Source organism: bacterium, assembly GCA_019912885.1.
Classification (GTDB): Bacteria; Lernaellota; Lernaellaia; order JACKCT01; family JACKCT01; genus JAIOHV01.
Map to the genome: position 1 here is coordinate 1 of JAIOHV010000064.1, position 25,735 is coordinate 25,735.

A 25,735-nucleotide genomic window follows, 5' to 3' on the forward strand; every position below is an offset into this window, starting at 1 on the left:
GCCGCGGCCGGGCGCCATTTCCGGCGTGTGGGGCGCCGGCGCCGGCGCCCCACACGCCGGAAATGGCGCCCGGCCGCGGCGCGGGGGACGACGACACAGACGCGGACAAGGACGAGCCGCGCGCGGCGATCTCGGCCGAGGATTCGATGCTTGCGCCCGATCAGGCCGCGCGGGCGCGCGTACTCGCGACGCACACGACGGAAGAAGAACCGATCGCCGGACCGCTTACCGTCGCGGTTTCCGAAAACGAGATCACGCTTTCGTGCGAGGGAAAATCGAAGGTCGTGCGCGTGCCGGAAAGCCGCGCGGGCGCGGTGAGCGCGTTGATGAGCGGCTACGCCTTCGCGGTCGGCTGCGCGCATCCGGACGAACCGCGCCGCCTGCTTTTCGACGCGCTGTCCTACATGACCTTCCGCCTGGACCCGCACTCGAATTTTCTGCCGCCCGTGGCGTACGAGAGCCTGGAGACCGAAACGAGCGGGCGCTTCGGCGGCGTGGGCATCGAGGTCGGGCTGCGCGGCGATCATCTCACGGTCGTGGCGCCCATCGAAGGCACGCCCGCGGGCCAGGCCGGCCTTTTGCCGATGGATCGCATCGTCGCGGTGGACGGCAAATCCACCGAGGGCATGAGCCTCACCGAAGCCGTTAATCTCATTCGCGGCGAGATCGGATCGCCCGTCGTCTTGACCATCCGCCGCGTTCACGAGGATCGCGAGGAGGCGTTCGACGTCACGCTCGTGCGTTCGACGATTCCCATCGACACGATCCGTGTCGAGATGCTGGAAAACCGCGTCGCCATCGTGCGCATCTTCTCGTTCAACGTCACGACGACGGCCGACCTGGAAGCGTCGCTGAAAGCGCTTGACGAAGATCCGGACGGCCCGCCGCGCGCGCTGATTCTCGATCTGCGCAACAACCCCGGCGGCCTGCTCAATCAGGCGGTCAGCGTCGCGGACGCGTTTCTCGAATCGGGGATGATCGTCAACACGATTGGCCGCGGCCGCCTGCAGGAAAAGGAATCGTTCGCCACGAAGGCGAATTCACGCGCCGACACGCCGCTTCTCGTGCTCGTCAACAGCGGTTCGGCCTCGGGCTCGGAGATCGTCGCGGGCGCGCTGCAAGACCACAAGCGCGCCGTCATCGTCGGCACGCGTACGTTCGGCAAGGGCAGCGTGCAGAGCATCTTCAAGTTGCCGGAAGGCACGGGCCTGCGCCTGACCACCGCGCTTTATTACACGCCGAGCGGCCGATCCATCCAGGCCGAGGGCATCGTGCCCGACGTGCAGATGCGTCTGCCGGAGGTTGATGAGCAACTGGTCAGCCTCTACGCCGAATCCGCGTGGGAAGGCCATCTGACCAGTCTCGCCGCCAAGCGCGACACCGCGGACGTGGAGCTTGAGGCCAAAGTCGTCCGCGAGGCGCTTTTGGCCCGCGGGCAGATCGTCGAGGATCCCGACTACCCCGAAAAGGGCGACTGGACCCTGCGTTTCGCACGCATGATGCTCGACGGCAAGGATCTCACGCACGACGCGATCGTCGAACGCGCACGAAAACTCTACGAGCAAATGAGCTAGCGCAAGTTGCGGAACTTCAAAACATCGAGTCGTCCATCATGTCCATGACGTCCATCAAGTCCATGTTTTCAACGCGCGTCTTTCGCGCGTGCGTCCCTCTTGCCCTCGCGCTCGCCCTTTGCGCGTGCGACGTCGAGGATGCCGTCAACGACTTGGGCGAGCGCGAACAGGATTTCGAGGAAGAGCTCGAGGACGTCCGCATCAAGAAAACCGGCGGCCTGTGCACGCCCGCCGCGGTGTCGTTCGACGAAATTATCGGCGATGAGGTGGACTGGTGGGATGACGCCAAAGGGCGCCTGAAGGACGTGACCGTTCACGCGTTGAACTTCGCCGTTCCGAAAAACGAAAATACGGAAAACGTTTCGGTCGATCTCTACCTCTCGACGACGACGAACGTCGATGCGGTCACGGCCGACGAATTCCTCGGCACGACCGGAGAGATCCTGCCCGGCTTCATCATCAACGACTGGGTGCCGATGGACCTCGCGCCCGACGGCAAGAAGCGGATGGAAAAGTTGGTACTCGAATCCGACACGGAGTTCACCGTGTGCGCGAAGATTCCGGAGGTCGAGGCCGGAACGGTGCCCGTCGAAGCCCTCGACATGCGCATGGAGCTTCAGATCGTGGCCACGGCGGTGTTCGTGCCGATCGGGGATTGACGCCCAATGGGAACTTGACAAGATAAGCTCGAAAGGGAGATATTACCTTTACTTCTTCCCCGTTGGACTTCGGCCGTTGGCCCCCAACGGGGTTATTCATTTTCGGGGACCGTGCATGAGGATTTCCACGCAGCGTGCCATCGTGTTTGTGGATGGACAAAACCTTTTCCACGCTGTGAAAAATGCTTTCCACTATTCCTATCCGAACTACGACGTGCTTAAGTTGGCGCAGGCTCTTTGCGATCGCCACGGGTGGCGATGCGAACGGGTCCAATTCTATACAGGCGTTCCCGACCTGGAAGACAATCCGTTTTGGCATCGCTTCTGGGCTGCGAAGTTGCCGGCCATGAATCATCAGGGCGTTCGCGTATTTTCGCGATCACTTCGTTATCATCGTAAGTCGGTCATCCTGCCCGACGGCGCTCAACTTGTGGTACGTGTCGGCCAGGAAAAGGGAATCGACGTGAGAATTGCGTTGGACGTCGTGCGAGCCTTGCGTTTGAACGAATGCGACGTCGTTCTGATTTTGAGCCAGGATCAGGACATGAGCGAGGTGGCGGACGAGGTTCGGATTTTTGCCCGTGAGCATCAACGTTGGATCAAGATCGCGAGCGCCTATCCCCACGACCCGCACCAAAAAAGGAACCGGGGTATCAACAAAACCGATTGGATTCTTATTGAAAAGGCGGTCTACGACGCCTGCATCGACACGAGGGATTTCCGGCCAGATCGCCAATGACAACGCACCGCGGTCTCGGCGACGGCATTCATGAAGTCGGGGATCTTCCGATCTTGAACGGCGATGGCTTCTCGCCCGCAGCGGCGCGCTGCGCGCTCATCTGCTTGCGGCGCTCATCGATCTGCGAGCGGAAGAACACCTCCATGTGGATGTTCTCCTTGGGCATGCCGTTTTCGGTGAGCCAATCCGTGACCTCGAACAGCATCGAATCCAGCCCGCAAAGGTAGAAGTGCGTTGCGTCGTCGAGCGAAAGCTTGCCCAGAAGATCGGTGACGCGCCCCCGGTGGTGGTCCGCGGTTTCCTCCCGCGAGACGCAAAGCGTCGTCGGCGCCCAGGCGGCAAGCTCCTCATAATGCACCGCGTCGGCCGCCTGCCGGACGCCGTAGAGGATGCGCAGCGGCGGCTCGCCGGGCAGCGAGCGGAGGTACGAAATGAGCGGCGTGATGCCGGTGCCTGTCGCGATATAGACGAACGGCTTGTGCTTGCCGACAAGGAACATGCCGAACGGCCCGCGGAACCGGAGCTCGTCGCCCGCGGAAAGGCCCGCCAGATACGGCGACAATTTGCCGCCCGGGACGTGCTTGACGATGAGGCGGTAATGATCGTCAAGCGTGCCGGAGGCGAGGGAAAACGAACGCACGGTCTTGTCGTCCGGCCCGACGACGGAGATGGCCATGCCCGGCTTGAACGGCAGGTCCACCTTGTCCATGACGACCTCGAAGATGTCGCCCGCAAGCCAGTTGACCGCGCGCACGGTCGTGGTGTTCGTGATGACCAAAACGTTCGTCCCCGTCCGATGATTTTCCGCCGCGCCGGCCCCGGCGCCCCCAAACCATGCGGCGCTAATACATATTCAGTTCGAGCTTCGCGGCATCGGACATCATCTCCGGATCCCAGGGCGGCTCCCAGGTGATCTCGATGTCGGAAGCGGTGACGCCCTCGACGGCGCCGACCTTGTCGCGCACCTCGATCGGCAGCGACTCGGCGACCGGGCAGTTCGGCGACGTGAGCGTCATGCGCACGTGCGTCGCGCCGGAAGGATCGACGTCCACGTTGTACACGAGCCCGAGGTCGAAGATGTTCACGGGAATTTCCGGATCGTAAATCGTGCGCAGCGTCGCGATGACTCGCTCCGAGATGTCGTCGATGTTCGCCATGACTCGATTACTCCGTGGAGACGGGTTCGGCGGCTTTTCGCTCGACGGCCGCTTGCAGCGTGTGCCAGGCCAGCGTCGCGCATTTCACCCGCGTGGGATATTCGCGAACGCCCGCGAAGACGGCAAGCTTGCCCGCCCGCGATATGTCGGGTTCGTCCGTCGGATCGCCGGTGACCAGTTCGTGAAAAACCGAGAACAGCGCGTTCGCCTCGCCGAGCGTCTTGCCCTTGAGCGCCTGCGTCAGAAGCGAGGCGCTCGCCGTGGAGATCGCGCAACCGCTGCCGATAAAGCTCACGTCGGCGATGCGGTCGCCGTCGAGTTTCAGGAAAATCGTGACCTTGTCTCCGCACAGCGGGTTGAAGCCGTCCGCGCGATTGGTGGCCTCCGGCATGTCGTGAAAGTTCCGCGGATTCTTGTTGTGATCGAGGATCACCTCTTGATACAACTCGCGCAGATCCGACATCAGCCGAACACCTCGCGCACCTTCAGGATGCCGGCCAGAAGCGCATCGACCTCCTCGAAGGTGTTGTAGACGGCGAAGCTCGCGCGCGCCGTCGCCGGAACGCCGAAGCGCTCCATGACCGGCTGCGCGCAATGATGCCCCGCGCGCACCGCGACCCCTTCCTGGTCGAGGATCGTGCCCACGTCATGCGGATGCACGCCGTCGATCAGGAACGAAACGACGCCCGCCTTCTCGCGCGCCGTGCCGACGAGCCGCACGCCGGGGATGCGCGCGACCTCTTGCGTCGCGAACGATACAAGCTCGTGCTCCCACGCCTCGATCGCGTCGATACCGATCGCGTTCACCCAGTCGATCGCCGCGCCGAGGCCCACGACGCCGACGATGTTCGGCGTCCCCGCCTCGAAACGCGCGGGGGGCTTGGCATAGGTGGTGCCCTCGGTGAACGAGACGGACGCGATCATGTCGCCGCCGCCCTGGTACGGGGGCATGTCGGCGAGCCGTTCGTGGCGGCCGTACAGCACACCGACGCCGGTCGGGCCGTAGAGCTTGTGGCTCGAGAACACGTAGAAATCGCAACCCAGCGCGCGCACGTCGACGCGCGTGTGCGGCGCGGCCTGCGCGCCGTCGAGCATCACGGGAATGTCGCGCGCCTTCGCCAGCTCGACGATCCGCGCAACCGGGTTGATCGTGCCGAGCGCGTTGGAAACATGCACGACGGACACAAACTTCGTGCGCGGGCCGATGAGCTTTTCGAACGCGTCCATTTCGAGCTCGCCCGCGTCGTTGATCGGCGCGACGACAAGCCGCGCGCCCGTCTGCTCGCAAAGAATCTGCCACGGCACGATGTTCGAATGATGCTCCATGTGCGTGACGAGGATCTCGTCGCCCTCCGACAGGCGCGGGCGCACGAAGCTGTGCGCGACGAGGTTGATGCCCTCGGTCGTGCCGCGAACAAAGACGATCTCCTCGTCGCGCGCGGCGCCCAAAAACCGACGCACCTTGCCGCGCGCGTCCTCGTAGGCCCGGGTCGAGCGCTGGCTGAGCGTGTGCACGCCCCGATGGATGTTCGCGTAGTCCTCGCGCATCAGGCGGTCCATCGCCTCCATCACGGCGCGCGGCTTCTGCGCGCTTGCCGCATTGTCCAGATAGACAAGCCGCTTGCCGCGAATGCGCTGATTCAGCACCGGGAACTCGGCGCGGATGTCGTCGATGGAAAGGGCGTGCGCGTCGATGGCCTTGATGGCGGCCGTCTCGCCGTACGGATTCATCATGAGGCATCTCCATGAGCCGAATCCTTCGGCAGCCAGAGGTGGAGATCGCGGTCCAGGCGCTCGCGCACCGGTTCGATCGCGATACGGCGGAGGATGTCCGACGCGAACGCGTAGATCAGGATGTTGCGCGCGTCCGCGCGGCCGATGGCGCGCGTTCGCAGATAAAACATTGCCTGCTCGTCGAGCTGGCCGACGGTCGCGCCGTGCGTGCATTTGACGTCGTCCGCGTAGATTTCGAGCTGCGGCTTGGTGTCGATCTGGGCCTCGCGGCTCAGCAACAAACCCTTGTTGTTCTGCTTCGCATCGGTCTTTTGCGCGGCCCGGTGCACGTAGATCTTGCCGTTGAACACGCCCTTGGCCTTGCCGCCGAGGATGCCCTTGTAGTCCTCGTAGCTGTTGCAGTTGGGGGCGATATGGTCGATGCGCGTGTGGTGATCGACAAGTTGCGTGCCGTCGCCGAGGTACAGGCCGTCCAGCCGCGAGATGATGTCCTCGGCGTCGAGCGACACGTTGATGTCGTTGCGCGCGATCGCCGCGCCGATCGATATCGAATTCGTGCGGAAGTTGCTCGACCGGCCCTGGTGGATTTCGGCGGTCGCGATGTGGAACGCGCCGGGCGCCTCGAACTGCGCCTTCACATGATCGCCGTGCGCGTTTTCGCCGACAAAAATCTCCGTCACCGCGTTCGTGAAATACGCGCCCGCGCCGGCGTAGCTCTCGACGATCTGGCACTCGGCGCCGTCCTCGAGCACGAAGACGTTGCGTGGGTGCGTCATCAGCGCCTGCCCGTTCGCCGTCGTGAGGAACAGAATCTGGATCGGTCGCTCGACCTTGACGTTTTTCGGAATGTGGACGTACGCGCCGTCGCGCGCGAGCGCGGTGTTGAGCGCGACGAAGTGGTGTTCGGTATGTTTGGTGAGCGCGCCAAGGCGCCCTTCGATCGCGGCGGGATCGCGATCAAGCAGCGACGCCACGCTCTCGATGCGCACGCCGGCCGGCAGATCGCCAACGCGAGAAAGATCCGGTGAAAACACGCCGTTGACGTAAACCGCGAGGTGGAAATCGTCCGCGAAAAGATGCGGGTTAACTTCGCCTGTGGTCAGCTTCGCGGCGAAATCGTCCGCCGGCGCGAACGCGGTCTCGCCGACGCGTTTCACGTCCGTAAAGCGCCACTCCTCGTTCTTGCGCGTGGGAATGCCGAGCCTGCCGAACGCCTGAGCGCCCTCGTCGCGGCGGGTCGTCCACCACGCGGCGCCCCGTCCCGGCAGATCGCCGGCGATACGCTCGTAGGTGGCGAGAAACGATTCGTGTCCATCGGCCATCATCGTCTCCCTATGACGCGGTCGCCGCGAGGTGCGCGGCGTTGTGGTCGAGCCAGGCGTAGCCCTTGGCCTCGAGCTCGTGCGCCAGGTCCTTGCCGCCCGTCTTCGCGATGCGTCCCTCGTACATCACGTGCACCACGTCCGGCACGATGTATTCGAGCAGCCGCTGGTAGTGCGTGATGACGACGATCGCCCGATCCGGCGAACGCATCGAATTGACGCCGTTCGCGACGATCTTCAGCGCGTCGATGTCGAGGCCCGAGTCGGTCTCGTCGAGGATCGCGAGCTTCGGTTCGAGCACGCTCATCTGAAAGATGTCCGCGCGCTTTTTCTCGCCGCCGGAAAATCCCTCGTTGACCGAGCGCTTCAGAAAGCTTTCGTCCATGTCGAGCGCGCGGATCTTCTCCTTGGCGAGTTGCAGGAATTCCATCGCGTCGATCTCTTCCTCGCCGCGGCTCTTTCGGATCGCGTTCAGCGCGGTCTTGAGGAAATACGACGTGGACACGCCGGGAATCTCGACCGGGTACTGAAACGCCATGAAGATGCCGAGGCGCGCGCGGTCCTCCGGCTCGGACTCGAGAATCGAGGCGCCGTCGAACAGGATGTCGCCGCCGGTGACCTCGTACAGATCGCGCCCGGCCAGCACCTGCGCCAGCGTGCTCTTGCCGGTGCCGTTCGGTCCCATGATGGCGTGAACCTCGCCGGCGTTCACCGAAAGATTCACGCCCTTGAGGATTTCAAAATTGTTCACCTTCGCGCGAAGGTTCCTGATTTCAAGAAGGGCCATGTTCGTCCGTGTCCTTTCCAACATCGGTGGGATTTCGTATTCGAATCGCGCCAATCAGCCGACGCTGCCCTCGAGGCTGATGCCGAGCAGTTTTTGCGCTTCCACCGCGAACTCCATCGGCAGCTCGCGGAACACTTCCTTGCAGAATCCGTTGACGATCATGCCGATGGCGTCTTCGGTCGAAAGACCGCGCTGCCGGGCGTAGAAAATCTGATCGTCCGAGATCTTCGAGGTCGTCGCCTCGTGCTCCACCGCGGCGGTCGGGTTGTGCACGTCCAGATACGGAAACGTGTGCGCGCCGCATTTGTCGCCCAGCAGCATCGAGTCGCACTGCGAGTAGTTGCGCGCGCCGTCCGCCCCGCGCGAAACGAGCACCTGCCCGCGATAAACGTTCTGCCCGAACATCGCGCTGATGCCCTTGCTGACGATCGTGCTTTTCGTGTTCTTGCCGATGTGGATCATCTTCGTGCCCGTGTCGGCCTGCTGGTGGTTGCTCGTCAGCGCCACCGAGTAGAACTCACCCACGGAATTGTCGCCCAGCAGAATGCAGCTCGGGTATTTCCACGTGATCGCGCTGCCCGTCTCCACCTGCGTCCAGGAGACCTTCGCGTTTTTCATCGCCTTGCCGCGCTTGGTCACGAAATTGTAGATGCCGCCCTTGCCGTCCTTGTCGCCGGGATACCAGTTCTGCACCGTCGAGTACTTGATCGTGGCGTTATCGAGCGCCACGAGCTCGACGACCGCCGCGTGAAGCTGGTTTTCATCGCGCATCGGCGCCGTGCAGCCTTCCAGATAGCTGACGTAGCTGCCTTCGTCCGCGACGATCAGCGTGCGCTCGAACTGGCCCGTGTTCGCCGCGTTGATGCGGAAATACGTCGAAAGCTCCATCGGGCAACGCACGCCCTTGGGGATGTAGCAAAACGACCCGTCCGTGAAGACGGCCGAGTTCAACGACGCGAAGAAGTTGTCCGTGCGCGGAACGACCGAACCGAGGTACTTCCGCACCAGATCCGGATGCTCCTTCACGGCGTCCGAGAACGAGCAGAAAATCACGCCCAGTTCCGCGAGCTTCGATTTGAACGTCGTCGCCACGCTGACCGAATCGAACACCGCGTCCACCGCGATGCCCGCGAGCGCGAGCTGCTCCTCAAGGGGAATGCCGAGCTTGTCGTACGTGCGGCGGATTTCCGGATCGATCTCGTCAAGCGACTTGGGCCCGTCTTCCTTGCTCTTGGGCGCCGAGTAATACGAGATCGCCTGGTAGTCGATGTTACGCAGCGGCTCGTAACGCAGATACGCCCACTCCGGCAGCGTCATCTTCCGCCAGATGCGGTACGCCTCCAGGCGCCAGTCGGTCAGCCACTGCGGCTCGCCCTTCTTATGCGAAAGCGCGACGATGGTTTCCTCGGAAAGGCCCGGCGGAAACGTGTCCGCGTCGATGTCCGTCACGAAGCCCCACTTGTACTCCTGCGTGACGCGATCCTCGATCAGCCTTGTGCTTTCCGAAATTTCTTCCTGCATGTCCGGTCTCCGTTCGATTACGACTCGATGGAAGCCGCCGTCCGCTCGGTTCGCGAACGCAACGACTCGGTTGTCATGGTGACGCTCGTCATCGCCGGCAATTCGCACGGCGCCTGAACCATGTCCCTCAAACTGATGCGCGAAAGCGCTTCCTCGACCACGTGGTTGATGCGCTGCCAATTTCCGCGCACCTGGCAGACATCCGCGTTGTCGCAGCAGCCGGCCATGCCTTCCTCGTCCACGACGACGCACTCCGTGATGGCGATCGGACCCTCGAGCGCGCGGACCACCTCGGCCACGTTGATCTGGCCCGCGGGTTTGGAAAGGCGATAGCCGCCCTTGGCGCCGCGCTGCGAAAGCAACAGGCCGTCGCGAGCCAGCAGCTTCAGAATCTTGCTCACCATCGGCACGGGCAGGTACGTCGCGGATGCGAGGTCCTTCGCGTTGTGCGTCTCGGGGTTGCTTGAATCGGCCGCGCCGTCCGACGCCATGTGCGTCAGAAGCACGATCCCGTAGTCCGTCAATCGGCTGATGCGAATCATTCTCGTGTTTCCCCGGCTCCGCCGAATGGTAACCCGGCGCCCCGCGAATATAGGACCGAAATTGTCCTGAATGAATCCTAGGTACCTGGGCGCTTCGTGTCAAGCCGGTTGTTTTGGGTTTTCGGGGCGGAAAGGGCGGGTCGGCGGGCTTCCGGAGCGATTTTGAGACGCGGTCGCGACTCGTGGCTCCATGCGGAAGGGCTTTATGCCCCATTGAACCCGCGAGGCGCAAGGGGGTCCGAGTGTGTGTCCATACAGGTTCGCGGATTATTCGGCGCGATCCCGGATATCGAAGCGAATCGTGGCGAGTCGTGCGCGGAAAGGTATATTGCGATACCCTTCCCGGCGCGCGAGAAAAGCGCTTGAATAGCCGGTCCGCCCATCCGGCGGATTTTTCAATCGACGAATGATGGTATTGCCTCGAAAATTTCCCATATTTCGCAGGGTTAGGCGCCTTGCACGGATTACGGCGGCGATTCTTGGCGCGCTTTTCGCGATTGCCGCCGCCACGTCCGCCGGGGCGGACGATGCCCCGGCGGTTTTGACGCTCGAGAGCGCGCTCGAAACCGCCGAGATCACCGTCGGCGACCCGGCGGCTTACCGGCTCACCGTGACGTGGGATCCGGCCATCTCCCCTCAGGATCCGCGTCTGGAGGAAAACCTCGGCGATCTGGTCATCCGCGACCGCAAGGCCGGCAAAACGGAAAAACTTCCGGACGGGCGGATGCGCCGCACCGATACCTTCGTCATCACCTCCTACAACGTCGGCGAGCACCAGGTTCCGCCGCCCCTTGTCGCGTTCACGAACGCGGCGGGCGAGCGGGAGATCGCCGCCGGCGAGCCGGTCACGATCAACGTGCGTTCCGTCGCGCCGGAAGACGCCGGGCAAATCCGCGACATCAAGCCGCCCCGTGCCCTGCCACGCGATCTGACGCGGCCGATCATCTCGATCCTGGCGGCGATCGCGGCGCTCGTCGCGCTCGCTTACGTCATCCGGCGCATTCTGGCGCGGCGGCGCGCCAAATCGGCGCCCGCGCCGGCGCTTTCGCCTCACGAGGTCGCGCTTGCGCGCATCGACGCCGCGGCGCGCCTTCCCCGTTCGACGCACGACGAGATGAAGTCGTTTTATTCCGAGCTCGCCGACGCGCTGCGCGATTTTCTCGACGCGCGCTTTTTCGTGCCGGCGCCGCTTCTCACCACAAGCCAGCTTCGCGCGCATCTGCGCGACGCGCCCGCCGCGTGGATGCCGCCGCCCGATGACGTGCTCGCACTTTTTGATCGCGCCGATTTCGTGAAGTTTGCCAAGTTCGATCCGGACGAGGCGGACATCGACGCGGACATCGCCGGCGCGCGGCGCTTTGTCGCCGCCGCGACGCCCCGTCCCGCGCCCGCGGACGAGACGGCGAAGGAGACGGCGGCATGAGCTTCCGCTTCGCCTTCCCGTTGGCGTTCGCGCTCATCGTGCTTGTCGCCGCGCTCGCGTGGTGGCGCATCGCGCGCGAGGGGCGGACCATCGCACCGGTGCGCGCGGCGGGCCGCGAGCTCTGGCGCGGCGTGCGGCCGAGCTGGCGGGTCCGGCTGCGTCATTTGCCGCTGGCGCTGCGCCTTGGTGCGCTCGCACTTTTTGTCGCCGTGCTCGCACGGCCACAGGCGGGGCGCACCTACGACGTCACGGAAGGCGAGGGCATCGACATCATCGTCGCGCTCGATATTTCCGGCTCGATGGCCGCGCGCGATTTCGAGCCGAACGACCGCCTGTTCGTCGCCAAAAAGACGATCGAGCATTTCATCGCCGGGCGAAAGGTCGATCGCATCGGCCTCGTGCTCTTTGCCGGCCAGGCGTTCACGCAGACGCCGCTGACTCTCGACTACGGCATCGTGCAGCAGTTCCTGGATCGCGCGAAGATCGGGACAATCGAGGATGGCACGGCGATCGGCATGGCGATCGTCACGGCCACGAACCGCCTGCGCGACTCGGAAGCCAAGAGCAAGGTGGCGATCCTCATCACCGACGGCGACAACAACGCGGGCCGCGTCGATCCGGCGACGGCCGCAAAGCTCGCGGCGGGCGTCGGCGTGCGCGTGCATACCATCGGCGTCGGGTCCGACGGCCCGGCGTACGTGCCGGTGCACGATCCGCTTTTGGGCACGCGCCTCGTGAGGCAATACTTCCGCCTGGACGAGGAAACGCTGAAGACGATCGCCGACACGACCGGCGGGGAGTATTTCCGCGCCACGGACGCGCGGAGCCTGCAACGCGTGTTCAAGGCGATCGACGATATGGAAACGAGCCCGTATGAGGTGAAGACGTTCACCGATTACACCGAGCGCTTCGCCATGCCGCTTGCGCTCGCGCTGCTTCTGGCGACGGGCGACATCGTCCTTTCGCGCACGCTGTTCCGGAGGATTTTCTGATGGAACTCGCGCGCCCCTTTGCGCTTGCGCTTCTCGCGCTGCTCGTGCCCTTCGTGTGGCTTTTGCGCCGCGAGGCGACGCGCCGGCACGCGCTTTTGGCGTCGTACGCCGACCCGGTCGTGTGGCGCGCGATCCGCCCGGAGCATGCCGCCAGGCGCGAACGCCACCGCGTGACACTCACGGCCCTCGCGCTCGGCCTTGGCCTGTTCGCGTTCGCGGGGCCACGTTGGGGCACCGTGTACGAGGACGCGAGCCGCCGCGGCATCGATGTCGTGGTTGGCGTGGATGTCTCCCGTTCGATGCTCGCCGAGGACTTCGCGCCCAATCGATTGCAGAAGGCCAAACATCAGCTCGACGCGCTGCTCGAAAAACTTCAGGGCGACCGCGTCGCGGTGATGGCGTTCGCCGGCGAGGCGTATCTGTATTGCCCGCTCACGCTCGACTATTCCGCCGCGCGGCTCTACCTCGGCATCCTCTCGCCCGACGCGATCCCCACGCCGGGCACGAACCTGGAGGACGCCATCCGAACCGGCGCGCGCGCGTTCGAATCCGCCGAACGCAAACACAAGGTGCTGCTGCTTCTGACCGACGGCGAAAATCTTCAGGGCAAGACTCTCGACGCCGCGCGCGACGCCGCGGCCGAGGGCGTGGTCATCTACGCGATCGGCATCGGATCGCCCGAGGGCGCGCCCATTCCGATTCGCGACGCGGCCGGCGAGGTGACCTACAAAAAGGACGCGAGCGGCAAGGTGGTGATGTCGAAGCTCGACGAGGACACGCTGAAAGCCGTCGCCGAGGCCAGCGGCGGCGCGTACTATCAATCGAGCTACGGCGAGATCGAGCTGGACTGGTTCCTCGAGGAAATCGCGCGCATGGAAAAGAAGGATCTGAAAAGCCAGGTGGTGACGCGCAAGAAGGACCGCTTCTGGCTGTTCGCGTTCGCGGCGTTCGCGCTGCTTTTGATCGAAGCCGCCCTGCCGGACGGCCCGCTGCCTCGCCTTTCGCGCCGCGCCGAACGGGCGCCGGACGAAAAGGAGGCCGCGTGAAACGCCTTGCGGCCATCGGTGTTGGCATCGCCGCGCTGGCATCGTGCGGATTCCTGGATTTCGTCTTCGATCAGGCCGCCGACGGAAACGCGGCGTTCAAAAAAGGTATGTTCGATCAGGCCGTCAAGCACTACACCGAGGCGCAGGTGCACGCGCCGGACGACCCCGTTCTCGACCTCAACCTGGGCGACGCGCTCTACAAGCAGGGCAGCTACGAAGAGGCGCTGAAGGCGTTCGAGAAAGCGCGCAAATCGGACGATCCGTCGCTGGCCGCCGACGCGCATTACAACGCGGGAAACGCGCACTTCCAGATGCAAAAGTACGACGAGGCGATCGCGGAATACACCGAAACGCTGAAACTGCGCCCGGATGACGAGGACGCGAAATACAATCTGGAACTCGCGCGCCGCCTTCTCGCCCAGCGCGAGGAGCAGGAATCGCAAGACGGCGATCAACAGCAGGACGAAAAGCAGAAGCAGGACCAACAGCAGCAGGACGAGAGCGAAAGCGAAGACGACTCGGAAAAAGAAGGCGACGAGAACGAGCAGGAAGGCGAATCGGAAAACGAAAAGGATGGCGAGCCGACGCCGTCGCCCGAAGACGGCGAACACGGTGAAGAAGACGGCGAACAGGACCCCCAACCGACGCCCGCGCCGTCGCCCGACCCCGAAGACAGCCCGACGCCTTCGGCTGCGCCAGGCAGCGAGGAGGAATCCAAAACCGGCGAGGACGACAAGGATGCGGCGGCCGCGCAAAGCGCCGAGGAACGGGAGATGGCCGAGGCGCCCGAGCTGACGCCCGAACAGGCCGCGCGCATCCTCGATTCGCTCAAGCGCGACGAGCTCGAGGAACTGGCGCGGCAGCTTTTCCCGTCGTCCGGCGTGCCGCGTACGGATCAGGACTGGTGAGACGCACGATCCCTCATCGCGCGCCGCGATTCGTCGCGGCTCTTCTCGCGTTGATGGCGCTCGTCTTCGCAGCGTCGTCGACGCAAGCGGCGGACGATGTGCGCGTGTCGCTTGCGGTGTCGCCCAAATCCGTCGCGATCGGCGACGAGATCACCGCCGAGGTCAGCGTCGAGGGCGCGGGATTTCGCGCGCCGTCGCCGAATCTGCCGAACAATCCCGCGTTCGAGGTGACGGGCACCTCGAGCGGGCAGTCGATTTCCATCGTCAACGGCCGCACGTCCGCGAGCCGCACCATGACGATCCACATGACCGCGGTGAAACCCGGCACGGCAACGATCGGCCCCGCGACGGTGACGATCGGCGGCAAGGAATATCGCAGCGAGACGGTCGAGGTGCGCGTCACCGGCGCCGCGCTCGTGCCGGCACGCCCGCCCGACGCGCCAACCGAGCCGCGCGACGACGCCGTGTTCATCGACGTGCGCGTGAGCGATACGGACGTCTATCCCGGCCAGGAGGTGCTCGTCTCGTACGATCTCTACGTCCGCGACAGACTGACGAGCGCCGACGCCGTCGCCGAACCCACCTTTCCCGGCGCGATCCCGCACCGCATCGCCGGCGGCGGGCGCCTGAATTTCATGTCGACCACCGTCGGCGGCAAGGAATATCTCGTGTCGCCGCTCGCGCGCTACGCCGTGTATCCCGTCGCGCCCGGCGAGGTGACGATCGACCCGTTCCGCCTGAACGTCGTCGTCGAAGAGCCGCGCTCAAGTCGGCGGCGCGGCCGCGATCCATTCTTCGAAGGCTTTCTGTTCGGGCGCTCGGTGCGCAAGGCGGTCGCGAGCGACACCGTCGTCCTGACGGTCAAACCGCTTCCGGCAAGCGGGCGGCCGAAGGATTTTCCGGGCAACGTCGGCGATTTCACCCTGAAGACGCACGCAGACCGCACGAGCGTGCGCGTCGGCGAACCTGTCACGCTGACCGTGAACGTCGAAGGGCACGGCAACACCGAGGCGCTCGCGCCGCCTGCGATCGCCGCGCCGGAATCCGTCCGCCAGTTTTCGCAGACGAGCCGCGACGAGTCGGTGCCGAGCTTTGACACCATGAAGTCCGCGCGCGCATTCGAGACGATCTTCGTGCCAAGCGAGGCCGGTGATTTCGCGCTCGGCCCGGTGGAGCTGCCGGTCTTCAACCCCAGGACCAAACGATACGAAACGCTGCGCGCCGCGCCCATCGATATAAACGTCGCGCCCGGCGCGCGCGCCGATATGGAACGGCCCGCGACCCCGCTTGAAATCGACGCGGCGGCCGACGGCTTGCGGACGATCAAGCCGGACACCAGGCGCCTTGCCGAGGCCTCGCCGGCGCCGTGGCGCCGCCCGTGGTTCTGGCTTCTCGTCGCCGCGTCGCCGGCGCTGTTTGCCGCGCGCGTGCGTAATACCGCGCGCCGCGAGCATCTGGCGCAAAACGTCGCGCTCGCGCGCCGCATGCGCGCAAGCAAGGAAGCCGAACGCCGCCTTTCCGCGGCAAGGAGCGCCATCGACGGGCCGGCGGGCGCTTTCGGCAAGGAACTCTACGACGCGGTCATGCGATTTGTCGCCGATCACCGGAACGTGGAAGCCGCTTCGCTCACCGCGTCCGCCGCGCGCGAGGCGCTGGCGAGGCTCGGCGCCGCGGACGAGGACGAGAGCGAACTCGGAGAATTGCTGCGCGTTTTTGACCTCATCCGCTTTGGCGGTGTCGATCCCGCGCACAACGAGCGGCGCGATCTTTGGGAGCGCACCGCCGCGTTCATCGACCGCGTCAACAAACGGCTTCCCGGAGGTCAAAGGTGACAAGAGTGCGCGCCATCGCCGTCGCCGTCCTGGCCATCGGTCTTTTCGCATGTACCATCGCCCGCGCCTCGGGCGAAGGCGCAGCGATGCTCTACAACCAGGGCAACGCGGCGTACGCGGCCGGCGATATCGACGGCGCGATCGAACGATACGAACAGGCGCGAAAGCAAGGCTCCGACGATCCGCGCCTTTTTTACAACCTCGGCGTCGCCCACATGAAAAACGGCGAGCTCGGGCAGGCGATCCGCTATTTCGCGATGGCCAGGCGCCGCGCGCCGCGCGATGGCGACGCGACGCACAACCTCGAATTTGCCCGCGAGCGCATCGCCGACAAGTTGCCCGACGAAGATCGCTCGATCGCGGTCCGCGTGACGCGCCTGCCGCTGACCGCGTTCACGGAGGGCGAACTGGCGCTCGCGTTCGCGCTCCTTTGGACCGCGGGTTTCGCGGTGCTGGCCTTCGCATGGCCACGGCGGCACGGCGAAAAAATGCGCCGCGCCATCCGCGCGTCCATCGCCGGCGTGGCGCTTTCGCTTCTGATCGCCGGCTACGCCGTTTCGCACGCGGTGGACACGGCGCGCTCGCGCGCGGTCGTCGGCATCGACGAGTTGGCGGTGCGCAGCGGTCCTTCCGTCGATGACCCGACGCTCTTCACGATCCACGAGGGCCTGACGCTCGTCGTGCGCGAGGTGCGCGGCACGTGGTCGCTTGTCGCCGCGCCGACGGGCGCTTCCGGCTGGGTGCCGAACGAGACGCTGCTGCCGATCGGGTGAATTCGGATTGCGGATTTCGGATTCCGGATTGCGGATCGGAATCGCCATCGACGGTACACGGAGGGCACGGAGGAAACACGGAGGACGCGGGGGTTATGTCCATCGAGTCCATTCGGTCCATTCGGTCCATTCGGTCCATGGCGTCCATCGCCGTTTGCGCCGCGCGCGTGATACCTTCCTGCCATGCCGGAACTCCCCGATGTCGAAATCGAGCGGCGCTATCTGGAAAAGCACGTCGTCGGCAAGACGATCCGCGCGGTGCACATCCACAACGCGAAGGTCGTCGCGGGATCAACACAAGCGCTGCGTAACGCGGGTAAGAACCAGAAGGTGCTTGGCACGGCGCGGCGCGGAAAGCACCTGACGGCGCGGCTCGCGAGCGGCAAGTGCCTCACGTTTCACTTCGGCATGACGGGCACATTCGATTTGCGCGCGACAAACGACGACACGCCCAAGCACGCGCGCGTCTCGTATGAGCTGTCGGGCGGCAAGACGCTCGATTTCGTTTGCCCGCGCATGTTCGGCCGCGTGGGCGTGGCGGACGACGGGGAGGATTTCTTTCGCGAAAAGAACCTTGGACCCGACGCGCTCGATGTCGGCGCCGCGGAATTACGCGACATGCTCGCCGGGCGCAAGACCGCGATCAAGGCGGCGCTTTTGGATCAGTCGATGATGGCCGGCATCGGCAACATCTATGCGGACGAGGCGCTGCTGCACGCGGGCATCGATCCGCGAAAAGGTGCGCACAAGCTGACACCCGATGCGGCGACCGAGTTGCACCGGCAGATTCTTCTCGTGCTGAAAACCGCGATCAAGCGCGGCGCCGATCCGTCGAAGATGCCGAAAACGTGGCTGACGCCGCGCCGCAAGTCCGGCGCCGCATGCCCGCGCTGCGACGGCAAGATCAAAAAGACGAAGGTCGGCGGTCGGTCGACGTATTACTGCCCGGCGTGCCAGAGGTGATGCCGTCCGTTGCGGCGATTGACGCGAGGAGGTTTTGCAGCGGAAAATGCATATTGAGGTGAAACCATGAGCGCCGTGCCGGAAAAATTGATCGCCAAGAACCTCACGTACACGATTCTGATTCACCCTGCCGAAGAAGGCGGTTATTGGGTTTCGGTGCCCGCCTTGCCGGGTTGCTTTACAATCGGCGAGACGATCGACGAGGCCCGAGAGAATGCGACCGAGGCGATCCTTTGCCACGTCAAAGGCCTGATCAAGGATGGCGATGAAGTTCCGACCGAGGAAACACCACCTCAAATTTCACGCGTCGAAGTGACGATCTCGAATTTTCCCGCCGACGCGTGAGTCGCCTTCCGATACTCAGGGCGCGTCAGATCGTTGCCGCGCTGAAACGGGCGGGCTTCGAAGTCGTCGAGCAGGAAGGAAGTCACATCCACCTGAAAAATCCTCGCCGTACAGGCAAGGTTACGGTTCCGAATCACGGCAGCCGCGATATCCCACGCGCGCTTCTAAAGAAAATCATCGCGCAAGCCGGAATGACCGCCGACGAGTTTTTGCGGCTGCTCTGATCAATCGCGCGAGACGACGCGCCCTACTGAAAAAACCACAACAGGTCGATGGGGTTCATGAAAAACGGGCTCGTCTTTTTTTCGATCGCCTGCGCCTCGTAGCGCATCCAGTAAAAACCCGTCGAGACCGGCCAGAGATATTTGTAGTCGTACGACGTGAGGCTGCGCTCAAAGCCGGATGAAAGTTCGAACGGGTAGCGATACGCCAGTTCGCGCCCGCGGATGACGATCATCGCCTCCTCGCGCACGAAGACGGCGTTCGCGAAATGCTCGTTCGCGCGCGCCTGCGCGGCGTCATCGCCAAGTTCCGCGCGACGCTGTTCGATCACGCCCGCATACAGCTCGTAGGCATGCCGTGCACGCAGCGCCGTGACGCGGAATCCGTCACGTAACTCGTCGTACCAGGCGTGCGCGGCTTGCGGGATGTTCGGCGAGACGTTTTGCAGCCGCTCGTAAATCGACTCGAACGACGCGCCCATCTCCGACAGGTCGGCGAGCACGCCCGCCTCGAAGGCGTCGAGATCGCCCGCGTTCATCTTGTAGATTTCGCGAATGGTGACGGGCTTGGGGTGCGTCTCCGCGCCAACCAGATACCCCAGTTCGTCCCACGCCTCCGAGCCCGCGAGGTAGCTCGCCAGCACGCGATGGACAAGAAACTCCTCCTGCGCCTCGGTCAGATCGACGACGGCGGCCGCGACGTCATCGGCGGCATCGCCAAAAACATCCGCCATCGTTTCGACCGCCGCTTCCCAGCCGGCCTCCGGCGACCAGAGGTAGCGCGAAAGCGCCCAGTCGTTCAGCCAGTAGCCCCACTCGTGGCCGCTCGTGAAATCGACATGCCCCGCGAGCCCCTTGTCCGCGAGCAGGTCGGCGTCGCGCCAGCGGTTCAGCAGATAGATCGGCAGAAACGTCGGCACGTCGATGTCGAACGACACCCAATACGCCGTCTCCGGGTAGTAGTAGGTCTTGCGCTCGCCGGCCATCTCGAGCGTGAACGCGAGCATCTCCGAGAAATCCTCGTTCTCGTACGCCGGCGCGGGGCCGACAAAACCGTAGTACATCACCGTGTGCGGATAGACGCCCATGCGCGTGTCCGCGAAACGCGGAATGAAATTGAAATTGCCGCCATAGGTCTCGGACTCCTGCCCGGTCGAGACGTGAATCTTCACGCTCGCCTCGGTGCCAGGCCAGCGGTCGGAAAGGTGCGCGACGGTGTTGTTCATCCACGTCACCTGCAACTCGTCGGACACGGGCGTAAACTCGGACGAGCCAAGCTCCAGGTTGATGTGATCCCACGGGACCTGCATCAGGTAGTCGATCGCGCCTTCCATCTCCTCCTTGCACACGCACGCGACACTCGGGACGAGCCGCCACGCTTTCTGCTGAAGGAACACCCACGTCACCGTAACGCCCGCGTCCACGCCGCGCGCGTGCGCGTAGTCCACGATTGCGCCGAGGTGATCGACAAGGCCGTCGTAGTTCGCCGTGCGCAGAAGCTCGAACTGGAAGTAGTTCTGCCCGTTGCGCGCGAGCCAGTCGATCATGCGGTTGGCGTACGCGCGATAATCCGCGCGGTCGCGCATGAGGATCTCCGTCATCTCGATCGGGTGCATCGTGTGAATGTGAAATCCGCGGCGCGCGTACGCGGGAGCGTCGGCGATCTCGAAATCCGCGTCGATGCGCACCCCGTCAAGCGTCGGCGCGTACGTCTGCTCCGGGTGGAAAAAGCGAAAGCCCATCGCCTCGAGCGCGCGGTACGCGCCGTACATCGCGCCGCGCTCGTCCGCGCCGATCGCTTCGATGACGTTCGGCCCATGCGGCGCCTCGCCCTCAGATCGCGTGCGCGCCACGAACGATTCCGCGCCGCCCGACTCGCGATCGACGCGAAGGCGAAAGACGAACGTATCCGCGCCCGGCGTCGCTCCGTCTTCCACGGCCGCGTCGCGCGCGCCCGCCGCACGTAATTGATGCGCGACGTCGTCGGCCGTCAGGCGGCGAATCGTGCCGGCGTTTTCCCCGGGGTCGACGCGCACCTTGGCGTACGCACCGGGCGCCGCATCGTCGTCGTCCGCCGCGCCGGTGTCGTCGTCGCCATCGTCAACGTCGTCATCCGCGGGCGCGGGGTCGTCGTCATCGTCATCGTCGTCGTCGCCGCACGAGCAGCCCGTGGCGGCAAAAACGGCGAAAACCAAAACCAGAAGCGCCGGCCACGAGGCGCGCATGATCGAAAGCGTCAAACCGTCACCCTTTCTGCTCGTTGGACGGATCGGCCGCCGTGGATTCGTCGGCGGATCCGTTCGCGCCGCCGCCAACCAGACGAAAATCGTCAAGCGTCATCGTGGCGGGCGCGTCGCGGCGATAAAGATAAACGATGATGCGCTCGATGCGCGAAAGATCGAGCGTGCGTTCGCGCGGCCCGTTTCGGATTTCGTCCATCGGGATGCGGATCGTTTGCGTTTCGCCGGTCAGTTTTCGATAGCCCTGGTAACGCGAGCCGAAATCCTCGTCCGTCCTGTCGTCGTCGATGCGGATGTGCAGCGTGTCGCCCGCGGCCTCGGGCGCGCGGATGGTGAACTCGAGCGCGCCGTAGTCGCTCCAGATTTCGGGCAGGTCGAAGATTTCGACGCCGGGATACAAATCCGCGGGCAGGTGCGCGGTCAGCGCGAATCGTCCGCGATCCGCGATCGCCGGCGTGCGTTCCATCGCCATGGGACACGTCCACAGAACGCGGTTGAGATCGTCTTCCGATTCGAAGTCGATCAGCTCGCCGTTTTGCGGAAATCGCCGGCATGACGCCAGGCCAAGCGCGAGCGTCGCCGCGGCAATGACGGCAAAAGCGCGCCAGGCGGCGCCGCGTCGCGCCCGGAGCATCTCTCGTCAGTCCTTCGCGCGCGTGAGTGTTTCGACGCCGTCGCCGCGTCCGATCAGCACGACATCCGCGATGCCGACAAACAGCCCCGTCTCGATGACGCCGGTCATCGCCTTCAGCTCGCGGTGCAGGCCGCCGGGGTCCTCGATGGTTTCGACAAGCACATCGATGATGTGGTTGCCGTTATCGGTCACGAATGTCTCACCGCCGCGCGCGCGCAACGTGGCGGACAGCCCGCGCTCCTTAAGCGCGGGTAACAGGCGGTTGGCGGCGAACGGCACGACCTCGACCGGAAGCGGAAACGCGCCGAGCACGTCGACGAGTTTGGTGGAATCGGCGATGAACACGCCGCGCCGCCCGGATTCGGCGACGATTTTCTCGCGCAGCAGCGCGCCGCCGCCGCCCTTGATCATGTCGAGCCGGCGATCGACCTCGTCCGCGCCGTCGATGACGACATCGAGCGCGCCGCCGGTCTCGTCGAGCGACAACAGGGGAATGCCATAACCTTCGGCAAGCTCCGCGGTGCGCAGCGACGTGGCGACGCCGCGCACGGAAAGCCCGCCAGCCACGCGCTCGCCAAGAAACTCGAGGAAATGGTCGACGGTCGAGCCCGTGCCGAGCCCAAGCGTCATGCCGGGTTCGATGTAATCCAGGGCGGCGCGCGCGGCGGCCCGTTTTTCGCGATCGCGTTCGTTTGTCATAGTGCCCCCATTCCGCGCATTTTCAACACAAAGGCGCCTTGAGCACAAACGGACGCGGGCCGCGGATGTCCCAATCAACGCTTTCGGCGCGCGGCGGAATGCCGTAGGATTGTCCTGAAAAATCGGGAGGGGCCGGGGCGTGAGAATCGCATTCAATCCGAATTCCGCGTTGCGGGCGAATTTGCGAATCTGCAGAAAAGTCGGAAATTGCTACGCGAAAATAGACACGTGTCCCCCAATTTTCTTTAACTCCTTTTTAAGCTGTAGCTTGCATCGGCAACGCGTTCGATACATTGCGTTTTCGTTTGTAATTATCGTTTTGATAAGCTTCCCCTACATCTGCCGTGCCTATGCCATCGACGAACGGCCCGAGTTCGACTGGATATTCCCCCCATTAGATGCCAATCTCGACTGGAATATGAATATTTCCACATTGGGGATAGAATTTTCTGATTTTAACGGCGACAACTTCGACGACCTTGCCGTAGGATATGCAGGATTAGACTTTCAATCGCGCACTGTGAAATATAACGCTGGCACCGTCTTGTTGTTTTATTCTGATGGGTCAAGCTTGCCCATCGAACCAACTACTTATATCACTCGATATGATTCGATTTCTTTTGGTCGTTATTTGTACAGAGTCGGGGACGTTAACGGAGATATATTTGACGATCTTTTGGTATATGATCCTTGGTGGAAATCACTTTTCCCCGCAACGATGGGACGGTTTTTACTTTTCCTTGGTGGCTACAGAGGGTTGTCTAATACTCCTGTTGAAATTCTCTCTGGCGACGACAATATCCGCTTCAACCACGTCGAAGATGGGTTCTCTATCATTGCTACCGATATCGATGTTAACGGCGACAGAGTCAATGATATCATTATTCAAGGGACACCACTTGCCATGGATGGCAGCGTAGAAGTTTTGGCTTATTACGGAAATAAAGATGAATTTGTTTTCTCCGATCCGGGCTGGACGTATATATACGAGGATACGGATCACGTTCGTATCGTATCCGTCGGTGACGTAAATGGTGACGGATTTGACGACATTTCAATCATTAATTCAAGTTACATAGATTTTTTTTACGGCGGTAAATCTGGATTGGGCACAATCCCAACTACAACGATAAGCGACAATGTTCCTTATGGGGATTGGTATTACTTCGAACGAGCGGGAGATATTAACGGCGATGGATTTGACGATATTATCGGCAAAATATACGACGAAATGCGTTTCGTCTTTTTTTTCGGGTCTGCCGCCGGCATCACCCCGACGCCAGATTGCGATTTTATATTACTTGGAAACAATACCGCCTTCGTCATGTTTTCGGGCATTGGCGATGTCGATGGGGATGGTTTTGACGATATAATTATATCCCATTACACCGCAGATACAAATACTGTTCAAATTCGTTTTGGCTCAAGCAGTTGCATTTCCAATGAGTATTGGAAATATTTCCCCGCTGATTTTAGTTTCGATACCGCGTTAATTGGAGGGGCGATTTCCCATGGATCCGGTAATATTAGAGGCGATAGCGGATCCGATTTCGCCATTGAAGTAATTTCAGGCTTAAGCTGGCCAACATACTATTATTCGCATACCGCGGCAATTTATTCGACAATCGATAGTCCGACGTCTACATTACCTAGCACTTCTACAACTACGAGCAATCCTTCGACAACAACTACCCATGCTTCGACGTCGACAACTGCGTCAAGCACAACAACCACAGCTTATAACTCGGAAAACGATGGCATTTCTGACAATTCGAACAAAGACGAAACGGCGTGTTGCGGTTGTTGACGCGTTCTTTAGGGGATGCTATTGTTTAGTTTGTCAAAGTCAAAAATGGCGTGAAACACAGATGAGCCGTACGCGCTATTGTTGGATTGTCTTGAGACTGGTTTGCTTGCAAATACCGATCGCGGCATTACCACTGGCGGTCCCTACGACGGCGCGGGCGCTGATCTCGACGCCCCGTATTTCCTGGCTTTCAACATGACGCCGGGAGCGTATGAGATCACGGGGGACGCTAACGGGCACTTCGTGCTGCTCGATCTTCCGAGTATTCCAGCGAGCGCCGTTGGCATGGCCGAAGTCGTCTTTCCGGAAAGCGTCTTCCAGGCAAACCCCACCGGGACGTGGTGCACGGAATAAGGAGATCGCGCAAGAGTCGCGCGGCGCGGGCGGCGGATTCCCCAATCGGCGCCAATCCGTATAATCCGCCTCGTGCCTCGTTTGCCCTCCATCGTTTTTGGCGCCGCGATCGTTCTGGCCCTCGGGTTTGCCGGCGCGGTCGCGTCTACGAGCCGTGCGACGCCGCCGGCGGGCGCGATCGAGATCGCCATCCCCGGCCAGGCGAAAAAGCCGCCGGTGCGTTTCGATCATGAAACGCACGTCGAGTTTGCCGAGAACGATTGTCAGAAATGCCATCACGCCGACCCGCCCGCGACGGGCAGCCGTTGCGTCGCGTGCCACGACGCGGACGGCGGCGCCGGCGCGATGCCCGGGCGCAAGGCGTTCCATCAATTCTGCAATACCTGCCACACACGCGCGTCCGGCGCGCCGCGCTTTCCTCGCGACTGCGTGATCTGCCACACGCCGAAAAACAGGCTGCCGCAAGTCCGTCCGGAAAACTAATCGGCTAAGACATGCGGCCCCGGGGTGGGCGAATATCCAAAAAGCGTTTCGCCGCTCACCGAACGCGCGCCGGCGCGGGTGGATAATAAAAACGCAAGGGCATTTTGACGTGCGATCGCCTTGACCGGGCTTGTTTGGAGTTTTTTTGGGGGATTTTTATGGACAACAAGAGCGAATTGAAATCGAGATTGCAGGCAAAAAAGGCGGAACTCGAAGCCCGGCTGCGGGAGTTCGAGGCCGACATGAAAGCGGAAATCAATGAACAGCGACAGGATTTTCAAAGGACGCGCCGCGAGTCGCGCGCCGACGTTGAGCAGCGCCTTGTCGAGATCAAACGCGAGCTCAAGCGCGACTGGAACAACCTGACCGAGGCGGGCGCCCGGAAGATCAACGAACTGCTTCGCTAAGGAGTTCGGGCGCCAAACGATCGATTCCGCTCGCGGGAGATGGGGCCGAAGGTCTCGACCCTTGTCGGATCCCGCGGTGACGGAAGCCCCGGGGAGGGCGAAAACGTCGCATCGTCCTCCCCATCTTTGAAAACCGAATCGTCGTTCGCCGGAGGGCCGCTTCGACCGATCGCGTCGAGACGGCATCCGGCAACGGCGGAATCTGCCGACAGTGGTGGCGCGAAAAGCAGCGCCGGGATTCGAGCAACGACGATCACGTCAAAGGGGGATCGCAACGAAGCATTCTCTGATCAAGACAAGATGACAACCGAAACGACAAAGGAAGGAATGTTCCGATGAAAGACACGGACAATCCACCGGATGGTTTGAAGGCCCGCGTGTGAAACAGAGCACGCGGGCCGATTGTTTTTTGAAAGGAAACAGAAATCAGGAAACAGGAAATAGAAAATAGGAATTAGGAAACAGAAAATAGGAAATAGTGAAGCCCGACCGCGATCTTGGAACGTGCCGGCCTCAGCCGGTTGATGTCGCGATGAATCGGCGCATCGGCAATTTGGCCGTTGCGATTCATCT

The 25,735-nt window shown here is 62.8% G+C and carries 27 protein-coding genes; 16 read left to right on the forward strand and 11 right to left on the reverse strand.

Annotated features, from left to right (window positions below; all coding sequences use genetic code 11):
* From K8I61_05375 to K8I61_05385, 3 genes are all read left to right on the forward strand, one after another.
* Positions 1-1,574, forward strand: a 1,574-nt coding sequence (locus K8I61_05375; protein ID MBZ0271445.1) for a S41 family peptidase, incomplete at its 5' end; no start/stop codon positions are given.
* Positions 1,575-1,612: 38 nt separating this feature from the next.
* A complete protein-coding gene (locus K8I61_05380; GenBank protein MBZ0271446.1) occupies positions 1,613-2,233 on the forward strand; it encodes a hypothetical protein in 621 nt (206 codons plus the stop codon).
* Positions 2,234-2,348: 115 nt separating this feature from the next.
* Positions 2,349-2,972: an NYN domain-containing protein gene (locus K8I61_05385; GenBank protein ID MBZ0271447.1), complete on the forward strand. Its 624-nt coding sequence runs from the start codon at positions 2,349-2,351 to the stop codon at positions 2,970-2,972.
* 28 nt (positions 2,973-3,000) lie between these two features.
* On the opposite strand, the gene K8I61_05390 is transcribed toward K8I61_05385, so the two are convergent.
* The 8 genes from K8I61_05390 to K8I61_05425 all read right to left on the reverse strand — a co-directional run bounded on the left by K8I61_05390 (position 3,001) and on the right by K8I61_05425 (position 10,035).
* A complete protein-coding gene (locus K8I61_05390; GenBank protein ID MBZ0271448.1) occupies positions 3,001-3,750 on the reverse strand; it encodes a hypothetical protein in 750 nt (249 codons plus the stop codon).
* A 64-nt stretch (positions 3,751-3,814) separates the two neighbouring features.
* The gene (locus K8I61_05395; GenBank protein ID MBZ0271449.1) at positions 3,815-4,129 is read right to left on the reverse strand and encodes an SUF system Fe-S cluster assembly protein; all 315 of its coding nucleotides are present in this window, start codon (positions 4,127-4,129) and stop codon (positions 3,815-3,817) included.
* 7 nt (positions 4,130-4,136) lie between these two features.
* Entirely contained in the window at positions 4,137-4,595 is a 459-nt protein-coding gene (locus K8I61_05400) for an SUF system NifU family Fe-S cluster assembly protein (protein ID MBZ0271450.1), read from the reverse strand.
* The gene (locus K8I61_05405; GenBank protein ID MBZ0271451.1) at positions 4,592-5,860 is read right to left on the reverse strand and encodes a cysteine desulfurase; all 1,269 of its coding nucleotides are present in this window, start codon (positions 5,858-5,860) and stop codon (positions 4,592-4,594) included. Before K8I61_05405 ends, K8I61_05400 begins: the two co-directional genes overlap by 4 nt.
* Positions 5,860-7,185: a Fe-S cluster assembly protein SufD gene (gene sufD, locus K8I61_05410; protein MBZ0271452.1), complete on the reverse strand. Its 1,326-nt coding sequence runs from the start codon at positions 7,183-7,185 to the stop codon at positions 5,860-5,862. Before sufD ends, K8I61_05405 begins: the two co-directional genes overlap by 1 nt.
* 10 nt (positions 7,186-7,195) lie before the next feature.
* On the reverse strand, positions 7,196-7,972 hold the full coding sequence (gene sufC, locus K8I61_05415) for a Fe-S cluster assembly ATPase SufC (GenBank protein MBZ0271453.1): 777 nt from the start codon (positions 7,970-7,972) through the stop codon (positions 7,196-7,198).
* A gap of 54 nt (positions 7,973-8,026) precedes the next feature.
* A complete protein-coding gene (gene sufB / locus K8I61_05420) occupies positions 8,027-9,481 on the reverse strand; it encodes a Fe-S cluster assembly protein SufB (GenBank protein MBZ0271454.1) in 1,455 nt (484 codons plus the stop codon).
* Between the two features lie 29 nt (positions 9,482-9,510).
* The gene (locus K8I61_05425) at positions 9,511-10,035 is read right to left on the reverse strand and encodes an SUF system Fe-S cluster assembly regulator (protein ID MBZ0271455.1); all 525 of its coding nucleotides are present in this window, start codon (positions 10,033-10,035) and stop codon (positions 9,511-9,513) included.
* Positions 10,036-10,576: 541 nt separating this feature from the next.
* Between K8I61_05425 and K8I61_05430 the strand changes: the two genes are divergently transcribed.
* The 9 genes from K8I61_05430 to K8I61_05470 all read left to right on the forward strand — a co-directional run bounded on the left by K8I61_05430 (position 10,577) and on the right by K8I61_05470 (position 18,541).
* The gene (locus K8I61_05430; protein MBZ0271456.1) at positions 10,577-11,458 is read left to right on the forward strand and encodes a hypothetical protein; all 882 of its coding nucleotides are present in this window, start codon (positions 10,577-10,579) and stop codon (positions 11,456-11,458) included.
* Positions 11,455-12,450, forward strand: a complete 996-nt coding sequence (locus K8I61_05435; protein ID MBZ0271457.1) for a VWA domain-containing protein — start codon at positions 11,455-11,457, stop codon at positions 12,448-12,450. Before K8I61_05430 ends, K8I61_05435 begins: the two co-directional genes overlap by 4 nt.
* A complete protein-coding gene (locus K8I61_05440; GenBank protein ID MBZ0271458.1) occupies positions 12,450-13,496 on the forward strand; it encodes a VWA domain-containing protein in 1,047 nt (348 codons plus the stop codon). Before K8I61_05435 ends, K8I61_05440 begins: the two co-directional genes overlap by 1 nt.
* A complete protein-coding gene (locus tag K8I61_05445; protein ID MBZ0271459.1) occupies positions 13,493-14,404 on the forward strand; it encodes a tetratricopeptide repeat protein in 912 nt (303 codons plus the stop codon). The genes K8I61_05440 and K8I61_05445 overlap by 4 nt, the downstream gene beginning before the upstream one ends.
* Positions 14,401-16,236, forward strand: coding sequence for a BatD family protein (locus K8I61_05450; GenBank protein MBZ0271460.1), 1,836 nt, complete (start codon positions 14,401-14,403; stop codon positions 16,234-16,236). Before K8I61_05445 ends, K8I61_05450 begins: the two co-directional genes overlap by 4 nt.
* Entirely contained in the window at positions 16,233-17,009 is a 777-nt protein-coding gene (locus K8I61_05455; protein MBZ0271461.1) for a tetratricopeptide repeat protein, read from the forward strand. The genes K8I61_05450 and K8I61_05455 overlap by 4 nt, the downstream gene beginning before the upstream one ends.
* 183 nt (positions 17,010-17,192) lie before the next feature.
* Positions 17,193-17,972 carry a DNA-formamidopyrimidine glycosylase gene (mutM, locus tag K8I61_05460; protein ID MBZ0271462.1) on the forward strand — a complete coding sequence of 260 codons (780 nt, stop codon included), beginning with the start codon at positions 17,193-17,195 and terminating at the stop codon, positions 17,970-17,972.
* Between the two features lie 66 nt (positions 17,973-18,038).
* On the forward strand, positions 18,039-18,317 hold the full coding sequence (locus K8I61_05465) for a type II toxin-antitoxin system HicB family antitoxin (GenBank protein ID MBZ0271463.1): 279 nt from the start codon (positions 18,039-18,041) through the stop codon (positions 18,315-18,317).
* Complete coding sequence (locus K8I61_05470) at positions 18,314-18,541, forward strand: type II toxin-antitoxin system HicA family toxin (protein MBZ0271464.1); 228 nt, start codon at positions 18,314-18,316, stop codon at positions 18,539-18,541. The genes K8I61_05465 and K8I61_05470 overlap by 4 nt, the downstream gene beginning before the upstream one ends.
* Before the next feature lie 23 nt (positions 18,542-18,564).
* On the opposite strand, the gene K8I61_05475 is transcribed toward K8I61_05470, so the two are convergent.
* Genes K8I61_05475 through rpiA form a run of 3 tightly spaced genes read right to left on the reverse strand, consistent with a single transcriptional unit; the run spans position 18,565 to position 22,111 of the window.
* Positions 18,565-20,778, reverse strand: coding sequence for a hypothetical protein (locus K8I61_05475; protein MBZ0271465.1), 2,214 nt, complete (start codon positions 20,776-20,778; stop codon positions 18,565-18,567).
* Positions 20,779-20,782: 4 nt separating this feature from the next.
* The gene (locus K8I61_05480; GenBank protein MBZ0271466.1) at positions 20,783-21,412 is read right to left on the reverse strand and encodes a hypothetical protein; all 630 of its coding nucleotides are present in this window, start codon (positions 21,410-21,412) and stop codon (positions 20,783-20,785) included.
* Between the two features lie 6 nt (positions 21,413-21,418).
* Complete coding sequence (rpiA, locus tag K8I61_05485; protein MBZ0271467.1) at positions 21,419-22,111, reverse strand: ribose-5-phosphate isomerase RpiA; 693 nt, start codon at positions 22,109-22,111, stop codon at positions 21,419-21,421.
* A 268-nt stretch (positions 22,112-22,379) separates the two neighbouring features.
* Between rpiA and K8I61_05490 the strand changes: the two genes are divergently transcribed.
* The 4 genes from K8I61_05490 to K8I61_05505 all read left to right on the forward strand — a co-directional run bounded on the left by K8I61_05490 (position 22,380) and on the right by K8I61_05505 (position 25,162).
* A complete protein-coding gene (locus tag K8I61_05490; protein ID MBZ0271468.1) occupies positions 22,380-23,918 on the forward strand; it encodes a VCBS repeat-containing protein in 1,539 nt (512 codons plus the stop codon).
* A 102-nt stretch (positions 23,919-24,020) separates the two neighbouring features.
* A complete protein-coding gene (locus K8I61_05495) occupies positions 24,021-24,272 on the forward strand; it encodes a hypothetical protein (GenBank protein MBZ0271469.1) in 252 nt (83 codons plus the stop codon).
* A gap of 72 nt (positions 24,273-24,344) precedes the next feature.
* Entirely contained in the window at positions 24,345-24,755 is a 411-nt protein-coding gene (locus K8I61_05500; GenBank protein ID MBZ0271470.1) for a cytochrome c family protein, read from the forward strand.
* 158 nt (positions 24,756-24,913) lie between these two features.
* Complete coding sequence (locus K8I61_05505; GenBank protein ID MBZ0271471.1) at positions 24,914-25,162, forward strand: hypothetical protein; 249 nt, start codon at positions 24,914-24,916, stop codon at positions 25,160-25,162.
* The last annotated feature ends 573 nt before the right edge of the window (positions 25,163-25,735 follow it).